This is a genomic window from Planosporangium spinosum, from assembly GCF_049999945.1.
In the GTDB taxonomy this organism is placed as follows: domain Bacteria; phylum Actinomycetota; class Actinomycetes; order Mycobacteriales; family Micromonosporaceae; genus Planosporangium; species Planosporangium spinosum.
In genome coordinates this window covers 58,126-72,667 of the sequence record NZ_JBLYUB010000019.1, presented here as the reverse complement: position 1 = coordinate 72,667, position 14,542 = coordinate 58,126, and the positions used below count along the sequence as shown (strand labels likewise).

The 14,542-nt window shown below is 72.8% G+C and carries 13 protein-coding genes and 1 pseudogene; 3 read left to right on the top strand and 11 right to left on the bottom strand.

Annotated elements, in window-relative coordinates; translation table 11 throughout:
* Positions 1–28: 28 nt before the first annotated feature.
* On the top strand, positions 29–1,528 hold the full coding sequence (locus ACNTMW_RS23645) for a carbohydrate binding domain-containing protein (protein ID WP_426635959.1): 1,500 nt from the start codon (positions 29–31) through the stop codon (positions 1,526–1,528).
* Between the two features lie 296 nt (positions 1,529–1,824).
* Here ACNTMW_RS23645 and ACNTMW_RS23640 read toward each other — a convergent pair whose 3' ends face one another.
* Positions 1,825–2,508, bottom strand: a complete 684-nt coding sequence (locus ACNTMW_RS23640) for a hypothetical protein (RefSeq protein ID WP_426636023.1) — start codon at positions 2,506–2,508, stop codon at positions 1,825–1,827.
* Positions 2,509–2,699: 191 nt separating this feature from the next.
* On the opposite strand from ACNTMW_RS23640, the gene ACNTMW_RS23635 reads away from it, so the two are divergent.
* Together ACNTMW_RS23635 and ACNTMW_RS23630 are read left to right on the top strand one after the other, a co-directional pair.
* A complete protein-coding gene (locus ACNTMW_RS23635; protein ID WP_426635958.1) occupies positions 2,700–3,218 on the top strand; it encodes a SigE family RNA polymerase sigma factor in 519 nt (172 codons plus the stop codon).
* Positions 3,215–3,946, top strand: a complete 732-nt coding sequence (locus ACNTMW_RS23630; RefSeq protein WP_426635957.1) for a hypothetical protein — start codon at positions 3,215–3,217, stop codon at positions 3,944–3,946. The genes ACNTMW_RS23635 and ACNTMW_RS23630 overlap by 4 nt, the downstream gene beginning before the upstream one ends.
* A 102-nt stretch (positions 3,947–4,048) precedes the next feature.
* On the opposite strand, the gene ACNTMW_RS23625 is transcribed toward ACNTMW_RS23630, so the two are convergent.
* The 10 genes and pseudogenes from ACNTMW_RS23625 to ACNTMW_RS23580 form a co-directional block, all read right to left on the bottom strand.
* Positions 4,049–6,475, bottom strand: coding sequence for a glycoside hydrolase family 9 protein (locus tag ACNTMW_RS23625; RefSeq protein WP_426635956.1), 2,427 nt, complete (start codon positions 6,473–6,475; stop codon positions 4,049–4,051).
* A 161-nt stretch (positions 6,476–6,636) separates the two neighbouring features.
* Positions 6,637–7,032 carry a superantigen-like protein SSL4 gene (locus ACNTMW_RS23620; protein WP_426635955.1) on the bottom strand — a complete coding sequence of 132 codons (396 nt, stop codon included), beginning with the start codon at positions 7,030–7,032 and terminating at the stop codon, positions 6,637–6,639.
* Between the two features lie 109 nt (positions 7,033–7,141).
* The gene (locus ACNTMW_RS23615; protein ID WP_426635954.1) at positions 7,142–7,765 is read right to left on the bottom strand and encodes a maleylpyruvate isomerase N-terminal domain-containing protein; all 624 of its coding nucleotides are present in this window, start codon (positions 7,763–7,765) and stop codon (positions 7,142–7,144) included.
* A 52-nt stretch (positions 7,766–7,817) separates the two neighbouring features.
* On the bottom strand, positions 7,818–8,687 hold the full coding sequence (locus tag ACNTMW_RS23610; RefSeq protein ID WP_426635953.1) for a sirohydrochlorin chelatase: 870 nt from the start codon (positions 8,685–8,687) through the stop codon (positions 7,818–7,820).
* Positions 8,684–9,286, bottom strand: coding sequence for a precorrin-8X methylmutase (locus ACNTMW_RS23605; RefSeq protein WP_426636022.1), 603 nt, complete (start codon positions 9,284–9,286; stop codon positions 8,684–8,686). The genes ACNTMW_RS23610 and ACNTMW_RS23605 overlap by 4 nt, the downstream gene beginning before the upstream one ends.
* 8 nt (positions 9,287–9,294) lie before the next feature.
* Positions 9,295–10,353 (bottom strand): HoxN/HupN/NixA family nickel/cobalt transporter, encoded by a 1,059-nt coding sequence (locus ACNTMW_RS23600; RefSeq protein ID WP_426635952.1) that lies wholly within the window; start codon positions 10,351–10,353, stop codon positions 9,295–9,297.
* A 20-nt stretch (positions 10,354–10,373) separates the two neighbouring features.
* Positions 10,374–10,532, bottom strand: a pseudogene (locus ACNTMW_RS23595) (4Fe-4S binding protein); the annotation flags it as partial.
* The gene (cobJ, locus tag ACNTMW_RS23590; RefSeq protein ID WP_426635951.1) at positions 10,520–12,235 is read right to left on the bottom strand and encodes a precorrin-3B C(17)-methyltransferase; all 1,716 of its coding nucleotides are present in this window, start codon (positions 12,233–12,235) and stop codon (positions 10,520–10,522) included. The pseudogene ACNTMW_RS23595 and the gene cobJ, both read right to left, overlap by 13 nt.
* Positions 12,232–13,419, bottom strand: coding sequence for a precorrin-6y C5,15-methyltransferase (decarboxylating) subunit CbiE (gene cbiE / locus ACNTMW_RS23585; RefSeq protein WP_426635950.1), 1,188 nt, complete (start codon positions 13,417–13,419; stop codon positions 12,232–12,234). The genes cobJ and cbiE overlap by 4 nt, the downstream gene beginning before the upstream one ends.
* Positions 13,416–14,537 carry a cobalt-precorrin-5B (C(1))-methyltransferase gene (locus tag ACNTMW_RS23580; protein WP_426636021.1) on the bottom strand — a complete coding sequence of 374 codons (1,122 nt, stop codon included), beginning with the start codon at positions 14,535–14,537 and terminating at the stop codon, positions 13,416–13,418. Before ACNTMW_RS23580 ends, cbiE begins: the two co-directional genes overlap by 4 nt.
* Positions 14,538–14,542: the final 5 nt, after the last annotated feature.

Genomic DNA, 14,542 nt, shown 5'->3' with positions numbered 1-14,542 from the left:
GCGTGCGCCGACCACGAGGAGTAAGACCATGCCCAGACCCGGACGCCTGGCACTCGTGGCCGGCACGGCGGTGGCGGCGGTCGCCGCGGTGGCGGCCGCGGCCACCGCCGCCCACGCGGACACCAACACGATCACCAACCCGGGCTTCGAGTCCGGCCTGTCCGGCTGGTCGTGCCCGGCGACCGCCTCGGCCGTCACCGGCCACGCCCACTCGGGCAGCCTGGCTCTCGCCGGAGCCACGACGAACAGCGACAACGCGCAGTGCACCCAGACGGTCACGGTCGCACCGAACACCACCTACACCCTGTCGGCCTGGATGAACGGCGCCTACGTCTACCTCGGCGCGACCGGTACCGGCGGCACCGACCCCAGCACCTGGACCCCCGGCACCAACGGCGGTTACCAGCAGTTGTCGGTCACGTTCACCACCGGCGCCAGCACCCGCGCCGTCACCGTCTACCTGCACGGCTGGTACGGCCAGGGCACCTACTACGCCGACGACGTCACCATGCCGGGACCGGGTGGCGCGCCGTCGCCGTCGGCCACTCCGACCCGGTCACCGTCGGCCGGTCCGACCACGCCGGCACCCACGACTCCCCCACCGACGACACCTCCGCCGGCGGGCAACGGCACGTTCAAGGCGCCCATCTACTTCATGCCGCTGGACAACCAGCCGCAGAACATCACCGAGGCGATGAACGCCTCCGGCGCCCGGTACTTCAACCTCGCGTTCGTGCTCGACTCCGGCGGCTGCACCCCGGCGTGGAACGGTGACCCGGCGCACCGGGTCACGTCGGACACCACCGTGACCGCCGTGGTCAACGCGGTCCGGGCGGCCGGCGGCGACGTGGCGGTGTCGTTCGGCGGCTACAACGGCGTCGAGCTCGGTGCCACCTGCGGCGGCGCGGCCGGCCTGGCCAACGCGTACCAGCAGGTGATCGACAAGTACCGGCTGACCCGCATCGACCTCGACTACGAGGGTGACGACCTGGACGCCAACATGGCGGTACGGTTCGGCGCGATCCGCATCCTCCAGCAGAACAACCCGAACCTGAAGGTGTCGCTGACGATCCCGGCGACCACGGTCGGGTTCCCGGACACCGGCAAGGACGAGATCCGGCAGGCCATCGCGGCCGGTGCCCGGCTCGACCTGATCAACCTGATGGCGTTCGACTACGGCGGGCCGGCGGCGTCCATGGCCGACAGTGTCCGCAGCGTCACCGACCAGGCCGCCGCGCAGCTGCGGGCGCTGTACGGGTGGGACGACGCGACCGCGTACGCGCACCTGGGACTGCAACTGATGAACGGGCACACCGACCAGCCGAGCGAACTGTTCACTCAGGACACATTCCGGGCCCTGCTGGCGTACGCACGCGCCAAGCACGTCGGCTGGTTCTCGTACTGGTCACTCAACCGTGACCGGGCCTGCGACCCGGGCGTGCCGCACAACTGGGCCGAGGGGTACTGCAGCAGCGTGTCGCAGCAGCCGTACGAGTTCTCGAAGATCGTGGCCCAGTACACCGGCTGATCCGTGCCCCGATCCCGTGTTCGTGGAGACTTCGTGAGGCTGGGACACCACCAAGTCTCCACGAACGCGGGGGTGCCGGATGGTCGACACCGTGCCGACCGCACCGATCTCGGCGATGGGCGCGGTCGCGATGAAGGTGGCCTGGAGCCTGGTCGGCGCGATCGCCGGAACGGTCGTCCTGAGGTCGTGGTGATTCAGGCCACGCGGCCCCAGCCACGTCACGGCCGCCCTGGACCGTTGCGCCGCGTCGGCCGTGGTCGAGGGTCTGGTGCGACGTACCCGTCGATACCGGCAAACTAGATGGTCTCCGGTACGGCGGGAGACGGGTAACCAATCTCGGCGAGATCGTCGGCCAGGTCCTCCACGGTCAACTCGGGGTTCAGGCGCTGCACCAACCCGTCGGTGAGCAGGTTCAACGCGAAGATCTCGCGGACGGCATCGCGGTCCACGGCTGTCTCGTAGTAGTCCTCCGCGAAGCGTTGGTACGCGGCAGGTGCGCCGTCCACCAGCACCTCGAACAACCGGTTGGCGCCGTCCGGATCATCGCCGTCGGGAAAGTCGATCTCGCCGGCATGCCACCGGTCGTCGCCGCTTCGGCGCCACAGGCACACCGTCGCTTCCAGCGCGCCCTCGAAGCTGAAGGCCGGCTCGTTCACACAGGGTGAGAAGACGTCGGGCACGGAGTCCACCAGGCCAGGCCACAACTCATCGTCGTTGCCGGCCCGGCTCATCGGCGACTCATGATCGAAGCCCCGGATGAACGCACCGGCCGGCGAGAACACGATCGACCACGCGTCACCGGAGCCGTTACGCATCGACGCCATCTCCTCGTCCGGCGCCCAGCGCGAGTCGAACGAGTAGTACCTCGACTCCCACTCCGGACTCATGATCGCATCGAGCATCGCCAACGCGCGACACCGGTCACGAAGCACTGCGATGTCCGGCAGCACACGGGCCACATCATGAACGGTCACCGGCACATCCAACCCGCTCTCGGTGTAGCGCCACCGGCGGGTCCCGGCTGCGACGGGCGACGGCGAGCGGAGAACAACGAGAAGCGTCACGAATTCCGGCACGATGACAACCTCAGGCGTCCAAAGTGGCGTCTGGGTCCACGAAACCCCGTTGATGAGACCTCGCCAGAGATCTCCGGCAGCAAAGGCACAGGTGCATGGATGATCAGGACGCCACTTTCCACGTGTTCGTGCGGACGCGGACGCCGGCGCTGCTGCGATCGGCCTACCTGCTGACCGGCGACCGGCACCTCGCCGAGGACCTGGTGCAGTCGGCGCTGGTCAGGACGCACCAGGCGTGGCGCCGGCTGCACGACAGCGGCAACGCCGAGGCGTACACCAGGACCATCATGTACCGCCTGCAGATCTCCTGGTGGCGTCGCCGGCGGCTGCGTGAATCGATGCCGGGTGACCTCCCGGAGGTGCCGCGCGCCGACCACTCCGGCAGCACGGCGATGCGGCTGACGCTCCGCCAGGCGCTGCTGAAGCTGTCTGCCAAGCAACGGGCAGTCCTGGTACTGCGCTTCTTCGAGGACCGATCCGAGGCCGAGACGGCCGAGATGCTCGGCGTGACCGTCGGCACCGTCAAGTCCCAGACCGCCAGGGCGCTCGCCCGCCTGCGCGTCGTGGCACCGGAACTCGGCGAGCTTCACGTCACGGAAGGGGCCAACCGATGAACGCCATGATCCCCCACCTGCGGACGGCGCTGGTGGATCTCGCCGAGGAGTCCCCGGCCATCGATCTCTATGAGCCGGTGATCCGCGCGTCCCGCCGCCGCCGCCGGCGGCGCCTGGTGCTCACCTCGGTGGCCACCGCGGCCATCGTCGGCGTGACCGCCGCCGCCGCGCCGGCGCTGATCCCCGGCCCGGACGGCGCGCGCCGGGCCACCTCCGTCGGCGGGGGTGGCCAGAGCCGCGCCCCGCACACCGTGACGATCGATGCCGGCCGGGTACGCGCCGTCGACTCGCCGGGCGGCCGTCGGGACGACGTCGACTTCCACGACGCCGCGAGAACGGTCGACGGGGACCCTGCGACGGTCTGGCGGACCGACAACTACTACACCGCGGATTTCGGCCAGCTCAAGGACGGTATGGGGGTGTTGCTCGACCTCGGTTCGCCGCAGCGGGTCGACTCGGTCGAGGTGCGGTTCGACCATGCCGGCGCGACCGCCGAGCTCCGGGCGGGCGAGGCGGATCCGGGTGACAGTGCGGCCGGTGACGCGCAGGTGCTCCAGTCGTACCGCCGGATCGGCGCGCCGCAGGTCGACGCCCCGTCGACCACGACGTTCCCCGGCTCGACGGAACCGGTCCGGTACCTTCTGGTCTGGATCACCCGCCTCCCCAGACTGCCCGAGAAGGGCACGTTCCAGATCGGGATCAGCGAGATCACGGTACGGACGCGCTGACCGCCCGACAGCCCATGATCATGGACTTCGTGAGGCCATGGGGGTCGCACAGTCTCCATGATCATGGGCGCGGGAGCGGGCCCGTCGGGCGGGACGGCGGGCTCAGCCGACGGCGCAGGGCGTGCCGTTGAGCGAGAACGCGGTCGGCCGCGGGTTGCTGCCGGTGAACGTGCCGTTGAACCCGATGTCGGTGGCGGCACCGGGTGCGAGCGCACCGTTCCAGGACAGGCTGGTCGCGGTGACGTCCGCGCCGGACTGGGTCCACGTCGCCGACCAGCCCTGGCCGATCTTCTGGTTACCCGGGAAGCGGAACGTCAGCGTCCAGGAGCTGATCCCCGCCGTGCCGGTGTTCGCGATCCGGATCGAGCCGCTGAACCCGCCGTTCCACTCGCTGGTGGCGTAGGTGACCTGGCACGCCCGGGCCGGGCCCGGCGTCGCGGTCGGGGTGGCCGTCGGGCCCGGCGTGGGCGTGGCCGTCGGCCCGGGCGTCGGTGTCGCGGTCGGGCCCGGCGTCGGCGTGGCCGTCGGGCCGGGCGTCGGCGTGGACCCGCCGCTCGGCTCGCTCCCCCAGATCCGCACCCCGTTGTCGTACAGCGGCACGTTGCGGTTCGGGCCGGTGCCCGCCTGGTACGACGGGTCGTTGGTCGGGTCCCAGGTGCCGCCCTCGGCCACCCCGATCTTGAGCTGTACCTCCATCTTGTGCTGCGACTGTCCGGCCGGCGCGATGGTGTACCCGGTGCAGTTGACCTCGACGTAGTACAGGTCCCCGGACACCTGGGTGGCGGCCGTCGGCTTCGGGCAGCCCTGGGTGTACGGGCTGTCGACCAGGATCGTCGAGTTGCCCTCGCGGCGGAAGTAGTACCGGAACGTGGCCTTCGTCAGCGCCCGTGCCGGGAACGCCGACTTGTTGTAGACGACCGCCTTCACCGTGGTGAACCGGGTCTCGTTGCTCATCGGCGTGGTCTCGACGGTGATCTCGTCCATGTCCGGCTTCTCCGGCTGCGGGAAGCCGGCCAGCGGCGTGCCGCCGTACTCGCCGTACAGCCGGGCCAGCGCCGACGTGAAGCCGGCGTTGTAGTCGGTGGCGACCTCGTTCATCACGTAGTCCGAGCGCGAGTCGGTGTACGCGTCGTTGGCCGACGACGGGCCGCCGACCAGGGCGCCGTACAGGACGTGGCGGGTCTGGGTCGGTACCGTCATGCTGTCGAACCAGGAGCCGTGCGCGGTACGGTGGTGCGGGTACTTCGGTGAGTTCGCGCCGAAGCCGATCACGTAGCTGGCGTTGCGCGGGTTCGCGCCGAGCGCGTAGTTGACCTGCCGGACCGCGAAGTCGTGGTACCGCGCCTTGCGGGTCGCGTCGGCGGTGCGGTCGCCGTAGACCAGCGCGGCGAACGCGGTGTTCTCGGCGTACCGCAGCGCGCCCCAGGTGTCGAGCACGGCCATGCCGCCCGGCGAGGTGGGCACCTTCTGGCCGTCCACGCCGACCGTCCAGTAGTCGAGCCAGCGGTTGGCGTCGTCGATGTACTTCTGCTTGCCGGTCAGGTTGGCCAGCAGCACGTACGCGCCGAACTGCTTGTTGTCCCAGGCGATCGTCCACTTGTACGACCGGGTGGTCGACTGCGGTTCGGTGCCGAGTTTGTCGTACTCGGACTCCGCCTTGGTCAGGTAGCTCGCGTCGCCGGTGGCCCGGTACAGCCAGATGGCGCCCCAGACGAGTTCGTCGGTGTAGCCGCTCCAGGACTTGTAGAAGTTCGTCGCGTCGGTGATGCACTCGTGGTACGCGCGACGCACCGTGTCGGCGAACGTGTAGAGCTGCTTGGCGTGGGTCAGCAGCCGGTCCGCGTAGGCGGCGTCGGTCGGGCGGAACACCATCGACGACGCGGCCATCGCGGCCGCCGTCTCACCGGCGAGGTCCGCGCCGCCACAGCTCGCGTCGATCTTGTACGCCGGCCGCGCCATCGGCAGCACCTCGGCCGGCCCCCACCACTTGTGGTCGTCGTCGCCCTTGCCGACCTGCCCGTACAGCACATTGGGAGCGGGGTGCGCCTTGATGAAGTAGTCGTTGGACACCCGCAGGTTGTTCAGCAGGTACGGCAGTTGGCCGGACGTGGCGTAGGAGTCCCGGTACTCGACCGCGCCCCAGGCCAGCATCGTGGTCGTGAACGCCATCGGGAAGCCGAACTTCACGTGGTCACCGGCGTCGTACCAGCCGCCGGTGAGGTCGAGGCCGACGTCGGCACCGTCGGAGAGCGCGGAGTCCCCGCGCCAACTGACCCGGTTCGTGGCCGGCTTACGGCCGGAGACCTGCGCCTCGTAGAAGAACAGCGACTTCTGCAGGGCTTCGCCGTAGTTGTAGGCGGGCGCGGCGGCACTGCCCACCTGCATGGTGGCGGCGGTCCGGGTGGCGTCGACCGGCGAACCGGCGGCCGCGGTGGCGAACAGGGCAGCGGCCGTGGCGACGGACGCCGCGAGCGCGAGGGCGGGCCGGTACCACGTCCGGCGCGAGGGGGTGGAGGGCGGCAGGGACATGCGTTCGTACCTTCCGAGCGGTAGTGCCCGAATTGGGAGCGCTCCCAATGGCCCTCAATATTTAACACTGTCGTTGCGTACGTGTGAAGCACCCGGGGAGGCGTCGACGCCTCCCGCGGGCGGCGCGGCGGGCCGGCAGGTGGGCGGGACGAACCGGTGGCCTACCCCGACGAGGTCGGCGCATCCGGCGTGTCCGGAGCGGCCGGCGTATCCGGCGCCGTCGGTGCCGGGTTACCCGGATCGGGAGCGGTCGGCGCGTCGGTCGATGGTTCGTCCCCATCGGACGGCACCGGGTTCGCGCTCGGATCCTGTGACTGCGGAGGCGGCAGTGGCAGCAGCGGCTCGGATGTCGGCACCGGAGGCGTGGTCGGCGGGCGCGCGCTGGCGCTGCGCGTCGCGGGCGTGTCCGGTGTGCCGTGGTCGCGCAGTGACCGCACCATCATGGCGCTGACGGCCACCATGGCGGCCAGGGCCACGATGCCGACCACCGAGTTCCGGGGGTTCATGGCCGCCCGGACGGCCGCGATCCGGGAACGGTGCGGGGAGGTCGGCAGCATGGCGGGTCCCCTCGGCTACGGCCCGGGCGGCCCCCGCCGCCGGCGCACACCGTCCGGGACTTGCCCACACCGGCGCCGCTAAACCCGGGGTCCGCCCGGGCATCCGCCCTCAGACCATGAGCGGGAACAGCTCCGCCCCGCTCCGACCGGTCGCCACCTCGATGAAGTCGACCGGCGGGGCCATCTGCGCGAGCACGTCCGTCGTGTGCGCCACACCGTCGGCAGGCACGTCGGGCGGCAGGCCGAGCGCGCGCTGGAGGTCGAGCAGGTGCACGGTCGCTTCCACGATGCCGACGCTGATGACCTCGTCGAGGCGGAGCGCGGCGAGCCCGAAGTAGTCGACCACGACCGGCCCGAGCTGCCGAGCCGTCGCGATCGCCGATGGCCCGACGCTGGCGAACGTCTCGATCATCTGCGCCGTACTGTAGGTGGCCGCGTCCTCCCGGGCCCCGGCGGCGACCCGGTCGCGGTTGCGCCTGGCGATCCCGTCCGGGCGGTTGAAGTCCCGCAGCAGCGCGGCGGCCGTGGGATACGTGGGCTCGACGTCACGTACCGTCCCGACCAGGTGCGACAGCCCGAACGGCCAGGACCCGGCATGCGCGTACAGGCTCCGCACGTCCCAGTCGCCGAGCCGGGTCGGCCGTTGCCACTGTTCGTCCGTCAGGGACGTGCCCTGATCCCGCCATACCGACCAGAGCGCACCGAGTGTCGTGAGTCGGTCATCGATCGTCATCGCCGAAGTCTACTGAGTACGGACACCACCCGACTGACGTGCCTGACCTGCCTCAGTGCCCATGCGGATGGTGGTGGGAGTGGGCATGGTCGTGCGGGTGGTCGTGCGGCTTCTGTGGCGCCCCCACCCGGTGCTCGTGCCCCGGCAGGGCGATCCGGTACAGGCAGGCGTCACAGTTGGCCCGGGCCTCCCCGCGCAGCGCCTCCTCGTACCGCTCCACGACCAGCGAGGCCAGCCCGTCACAGTCGCCGATCACCTCGGCGACGTCGACCGGGACGCCGCTGCCGGCCGACCACGCGGCGGCCTGGTCGGCGACCCGGCGCGGCAGTACCCCGGTGAACAGGAAGTACGGCAGCACCGCGATCCGCTTCGCGCCCAGCATCCGGCACCGGTCCAGCCCGGCCCGCACCCCCGGCTCGGCCAGCGACACGAACGCGTACTCCACTCCGGTGACCGGCGTGGTCTCGGCCAGCAGCCGGGCGGCCCGGGCGACCTCGGCGTTGGCGTCCGGGTCGGTGGAGCCACGGCCGACGAGCAGCACCATTGTCTCCGGGTCCGGGGAGACCTCCGCCAGCCGCTCGCGGAGCAGGGCGAGGATCGTCGGGTGCGGACCGAGCGGCCGACCGTACACGAAGGACAGTCCGCCGTGGCGCTGCCGCTCGCGGGCCAGCGAGGCCGGGATGTCGCCCTTGGCGTGCCCGGCCGCGACGAGCATCAGCGGCACGGCGGCGACCCGCCGCGCATCACCGGCGGCGAGCAGCACGTCGACCGCCGCACCGATCGGCGGGTCGGACAGCTCGATGAACCCGCCGGCCACGGCCGCGTCGAGGAGCCCGTCGACCCGCTTGACGAACTGGCGGAACTGCTCGGCGCCGGCCTCGTCGGCGGTGCCGTGGCCGGCTATCAACAGTGGGGTGCTCATGCGAGGGGGTCTCCGTACAGCAGGGCGTTGACCGCCGCGGCGGCCACGGCCGAGCCGCCCCGCGCGCTGACGTTGGACAGTTGGGGCAGTCCGGAGGCGCGCAGCGCGGCCTTGGACTCGGCCGCGCCGACGTAGCCGACGGGCAGCCCGACGACGAGCGCCGGGCGCAGCTCGCCGGCCTCGGCGAGTCGGATCAGCTCGTACAGCGCGGTCGGCGCGTTGCCGACCGCCCAGACGGCACCGTCGGGTGCCGCTGCTGCCGCGAGCCGCACGGCCGCCGCCGATCGGGTCAGGCCGGTCTGCGCGGCCAGGTCGCGCGCCGCGGGGCTGCTCACCTGGCAGACCGACGGGTACCGGGTGACGCCCGCGGCGACCATCGTGACGTCCACGACCAGCGGGGCACCGGCACCCAGCGCGGCCGCGCCGGCCGCCAGGGCCGCCTCGTCGGCCACGAGATCGTCCACCCAGGACGGATCCGCGGTGGTGTGGACGATCCGCTCGGCCACGTCGCGGGTACGGGCCGGCAGGTGCGCGGTGTCCACGACCGAACGCAGGATCCGGTACGACTCCGACTCGATCGGGTGTACCGCCCGGTTCACGATCGCGCTCACGACGTGTACCGCTGGTCGAAGCGGCCCAGCTTCCAGGCCACCACCGCGCCGCCCCAGGCCAGCACGAACGCGCCGACGATGAGGTAGCCGAGCAGCTCGAAGTGGTCGGCGATGCCGGCGTACGCGCCGATCGGCCCACCCACGCCGGTGAACTCGTCGACCAGGCCGGCGAGGTACACCGATGCGACGAACCCGGCGACGACGACGGTCATGCCGGTGGTGGCGAGGTTGTAGTACAGCCGGCGGGCCGGGTGCCGGTAGGCCCACGAGTACGCGCGGGTCATCAGCAGCGAGTCGGCGGTGTCCATCGCGGACATCCCGGCGGCGAACAGCAGCGGCAGCGTGAGGATCGCCAGGGCCGGCACCGTACCCTGAGCGGCGGTGGACGCCTGCAGCGACAGCAGTGTCACCTCGCTGGCGGTCTCCAGGCCGAGGCCGAACAGCAGCCCGACCGGGAACATGTGCCAGCTCGACCGGATCAGCCCGCGGACCCGCCCGCCGAGCATCCGGTTCATCAGGCCCCGGTTGACCAGCTCCCGGTCGATCGCGGCCTGGTCCACCTCGCCGTGGCGCAGCCGCCGCCACAACCCGGCCAGGCCGGCCAGGACGGTGGCGTTGAGCACGCCGACCAGCAGCAGGAACCCGACCGCGACGACGGTCGCGACGAGGCCACCGGCGTGCTGGAACGGCTCGACGTGCACGCTGCGCGCGGCGAACGCGACGACCAACGCCAGCACGACCACGACGGCCGAGTGCCCCATCGCGAAGAAGAAGCCGACGCCGACCGGGCGACGCCCGCGCAGCAGCATCAGCCGGGTGGTGTCGTCGATCGCCGCGATGTGGTCGGCGTCGAAGGCGTGCCGGATGCCGAGCACGTACGCGAGCGTCCCGGCTCCGGCGAACGCGCTCGCCGCCGCCAGGCTGGTGCTGTAGTACAGGTACAGCGACCAGCCGGCGACGTTGAGCAGCACGACGGTCGCCACGATGCCCGACAGGCGCAGCCGTTCCGCCCTGGTCCAGGTACTGGCAGGTGCCACTGCTTCGCGCAGGCTCACTCTTCCTCCTCGATCAGGTCGATGGCGTCGACGGGACAGACCTCGACGCACTCGCCGCACTCGGTGCACAGGTCGTCCCGCACGTACAGGCGACCCCCGTCGGGGCGGATCGCGTGGGTGGGGCAGGTCAGCAGGCAGGCCCCGCAGCCGGCGCAGGCGCCGATCGTCACGGCAGCCATCGGTACTCCCGCGGCGTGACCATCCGGCCGGCGCGGTTCTCCGTGCGGCTCGATCCGACCAGCACGACCGTGAACATGTCCACCCGCGACGGGTCGGCGGCCAGGTCAGCGAGCGTGGTGACGGTGACCCGCTGGTCGGGGCGGCTGGCCTGCCGGACCAGGCCGACCGGCGTGGTGTCCGGCCGGTGCTCGCGCAGGATCGCCAGTGCCTCGTCGAACTGTGCCTGCCGCTTGCGGCTGCGCGGGTTGTACAGGCAGACGACGAGGTCGGCCGCGGCGCAGGCGCGCAGCCGGTCGGCGATGACCGGCCACGGCGTGTGCAGGTCCGAGCACGACAGGTACGCGTGGTCGTGGCCGAGCGGCGCGCCGAGCAGCGCGGCGGCGGCGAGGGCGGCGGTGACCCCGGGTACCGCCTCGACGTCGACGTCGTCGCCGGCCACCTGCAGCGCCGGGGAGGCCATCGCGTAGATCCCGGCGTCCCCGGAGCCGATCAGCGCGACGGCGTGCCCGGCCGTGGCCAGGGCGACGGCGGTACGCGCCCGCTCCTCCTCCGCGCCGAGGCCGCTGGCCTCGATCCGGATACCGGGGGTGAGCAGGTGGCGGACCTGGTCGACATACTGGTCGAGGCCGACCACGATGCCGGCCCGCCGGAGGACCGCGGTGGCCCGTGGGGTGCGCAGGTCCTCAGCGCCCGGGCCGAGACCGACGACGCTCAGCCGCCCGCGCGGGGTCAGCCGGGCGACCGCGACGGTCGCCATGGCGCCGGCCCGCTTCGGCGCGATCAGCTCGGCGTCCCGGCCGGCCTCCCGGGCCGCCGTGAGCGCGGCGGCCTCGGCGACGCTGGGCGTACCGACGGCGGCGTCGACGACCGCGGACGGGTTGGGCACGTCGACGGACCTGAGCGTCGCGGCCGGGTAGGTGACGACCGGCCAGCCGTGCCGCCGCGCCACCTCGAGGATGCCCGGCTCGTCGGCCTTGAGGTCGACGGTGGCGACACACCGCACGGAACCGGCGACGACCCCGGCCTCGGCGAGGGACTTCGCGATCAGCTCGTCGATCTCGTCGGCGGGTGCGTTGCGGCTCGCCCCGACGCCGACGACCAGCGACGGCGGCCGGTAGATCAGGTCGCCTTCGGCGGCTGCCCGGTCGCTGACCACCAGCGATCTCGGACGGTTGGACCGGTCACCGGCGGTCGGACTGTCCACGATCGCGGGGAGCGGCCAGGTCTGGTCGGACTCCACCCGCAGCGGGGCGCCGTCGAGGAGCGCGGCGGTCACGCGGGCGACGGGCGCGGCGTCGGCGAGGCGGAACCCGAGGTCCCGGCCGTACGTGTCCAGCGGCGTCAGCCCGCTCGCGTCGGTGGCCGTGGTGACGACCGGCTGCGCACCGAGTACCGCCGCCACCCGCTCGGCGAGCTCGTTGGCGCCGCCGTCGTGGCCGCCGAGCAGGGCGACGGCGAACCGGCCGGCCTCGTCGACACAGACCACCCCGGGATCGGTGTGCTTGTCGCGCAGCAGCGGCGCCGCCAGCCGGGTCACCGCGCCCGTGGCGAGGAAGCACACCAGCGCCCGCGACCGGGGCCACGCCGCGTGGAGCTGCTCGGCGACCGTACCGTCGTAGGTGGTCGTCTCCCCCGGCCAGGCGGCGGCCAGCCGCGCCGCGAGTTCCCGGCCGGCCGCCGTCGCGGTCACCAGTGCGATCATGACCGCTCCCCCCACACCACGTACACCGGGTTCGTCGCCTCCAGTCGGTGCACCCCGCCGGGCAGCGGGGCGATCCGGTTCGCCTGCATCTGGGTACCGCCGGCGCGGTACCCCGCGCCGGTCAGCGCGGACAGCGCCGGTCCGACCCGCTCCACGGCCGCGTACGCGGCGACCACGCGGGCGGGCCGGCGCTCCAGGCACCCGGCGAGGACCGCCGCCCCTCCCCCGCCGACGAAGACCGCGTCCGGCGCGGGCAGGCCGGCCAGTACCGCCGGCGCGGACCCGTGCACCACGCTGACGTCCACGGTGAACGCTGCCGCGTTGCGCCGCACCCGGTCGCAGGCGTCCGGGTCGCGTTCGACCGCGACGACGGCGGCACCCAGCCGGGCGCACTCGACCGCCACCGAGCCGCTACCGGCGCCGACGTCCCAGACCAGGTCGCCCAGGCGCGGGCCGAGCCGGGCCAGGACGAGCGCCCGTACCTCCGCCTTCGTGATCATCGAGTCGCGGTGGTCGAAGGCCTCCTCGGGCAGCGCCCAGCCCGCCGGCCCGGGCTGCGCGCCGGCCACCCAGCGCGGCGACGGCCCGGCGTCGCCGCCGGGTGCGCCGCCCACGGGCACGCCGTCGGCGAGGACCAGGACCACGTTCGGGTCCGCCCAGTCGCCGTCGGGTCCGGTGATCCGCTCGTCGGGGGTACCGAGCCGGGAGGCCACCACGATCCGGCGGGACGTGTCGGCCAGCTCCTTCGCCAGCTCGTGCGGCCCGGCGCCCGGCGCGGTGAGCACCGCGACCTTGCGGTGGGCACGGCAGACGTTGACCGCGCGGCGCAGGTCGCGCCCGTGCGCGGAGACCACGACGGCGTCGTCCCAGGGCAGCCCGAGGCGGGCGAACGCGTGCGCCACCGAGGACGGCGCCGCTACGACGTCCGGTCGCAGGCCGGCGCGGCGCAGGGTCGCGACGATGCCGAAGAAGCCGGGGTCGCCGCTGGCCAGGACGACCGCGTGACCGTCGTGGGTGGACAGCCTCTCCACCGCGGCGGCCACACTGCCCATGACCAACCGCTCGGCGGCGGTGTCGACCTGTGCCAGGTGCCGGGCGGCGCCGACCACCAGGGTCGCGTCGGCGAGCAGTGCCCGTACGGCGGGCGGCAGCGGCCCGCCGTCGCAGCCGACCACCGTGATCATGAGACCCACCCCGGTTCGGTGGCGGCGACGACGACCTTCCCGGTGAAGTCGACCATCGCCACCTCGGCGGGCAGGCCGCAGAACGCGACGAGCACGTCCCGTACCCGGGCGCACAGCGCGTCGCCGGCGGTCCGCAGCAGGCCGGCGGCGGCCCACAGCTCGTACGCGTGCCGGGCGGTGTTCGCCGCGGCCACCTCGGCCATCAGCGCGCCGGAGCCGCCGGCCGCCGCCGTCAGCCGGCCCAGCAGGCCGGTGTCGACGGCGGAGCGGGTGTAGTGCGTCATCAGCACCCCGGAGGCGAGCTTGGTGAGCTTGCCGGCCATGCCGACGAAGACGACGCGGGTGATGCCCCGCTCGACCGCCGTCCGCAGGGCCGCCCCGGTGAAGTCACCCACCTCGATGAAGCACACCTCGGGCAGTTCGGGTAGCAGCGCCATGGCGCCGGACTCGGTGCGCCCGCCGGTACACAGCACGATCGTGTCCTCGCCCTGCGCCGCCGCGACTCCGACGGCCTGAACCACGCTGGCCCGCCACGACGCGGTCGAGAACGGGCGCACGATCCCGGTGGTACCGAGGATGGAGATGCCACCGAGCACGCCCAGCCGCCGGTTGGTCGTCTTGCGCGCCATCTTCTCGCCGCCGGGCACGCTGATCACCACCCGGACGCCACGGTCGCCGACGACCTCACGCACCGCCTGCGTGATCATCGCGCGGGGTACCGGGTTGATCGCCGGCCCGCCGACCGACAGGCCGAGACCGGGCTTGGTCACCACGCCGACGCCCTCGCCGCCGTCCAGCTCGACGCCGTCGCCGTCACGCCACGACACCGTCGCGGTCAGGTGGGCGCCGTGCGTGACGTCCGGGTCGTCGCCGGCGTCCTTGACGACCACGGCGGTCGCCGATCCGGCCGCCACAGCGGACTCCTCGACCGCGAACGTCACCCGGCGGCCGCTGGGCAGCGCCACCTCGACCCAGGGCGGTGGCGCGCCGGTCAGCAGCAGCGACGCGGCCGCCTTCGCAGCCGCCGAGGCGCAGGTACCGGTCGTCCAGCCGGTACGCAACGCCTTCGGGCGGACCTTCGCGGTCCGCGGCAGGTCGGGCTCGCGCAGCGCGGGGATGCCGT

Coding starts and splice junctions, on each gene's coding strand:
- ACNTMW_RS23645 (WP_426635959.1), top strand. CDS start 29: ATGCCCAGACCCGGACGCCTGGCACTCGTGGCCGGCACGGCGGTGGCG.
- ACNTMW_RS23635 (WP_426635958.1), top strand. CDS start 2,700: ATGGATGATCAGGACGCCACTTTCCACGTGTTCGTGCGGACGCGGACG.
- ACNTMW_RS23630 (WP_426635957.1), top strand. CDS start 3,215: ATGAACGCCATGATCCCCCACCTGCGGACGGCGCTGGTGGATCTCGCC.
- ACNTMW_RS23625 (WP_426635956.1), bottom strand. CDS start 6,475: ATGTCCCTGCCGCCCTCCACCCCCTCGCGCCGGACGTGGTACCGGCCC.
- ACNTMW_RS23620 (WP_426635955.1), bottom strand. CDS start 7,032: ATGCTGCCGACCTCCCCGCACCGTTCCCGGATCGCGGCCGTCCGGGCG.
- ACNTMW_RS23615 (WP_426635954.1), bottom strand. CDS start 7,765: ATGACGATCGATGACCGACTCACGACACTCGGTGCGCTCTGGTCGGTA.
- ACNTMW_RS23610 (WP_426635953.1), bottom strand. CDS start 8,687: ATGAGCACCCCACTGTTGATAGCCGGCCACGGCACCGCCGACGAGGCC.
- cobJ (WP_426635951.1), bottom strand. CDS start 12,235: ATGATCGCACTGGTGACCGCGACGGCGGCCGGCCGGGAACTCGCGGCG.
- cbiE (WP_426635950.1), bottom strand. CDS start 13,419: ATGATCACGGTGGTCGGCTGCGACGGCGGGCCGCTGCCGCCCGCCGTA.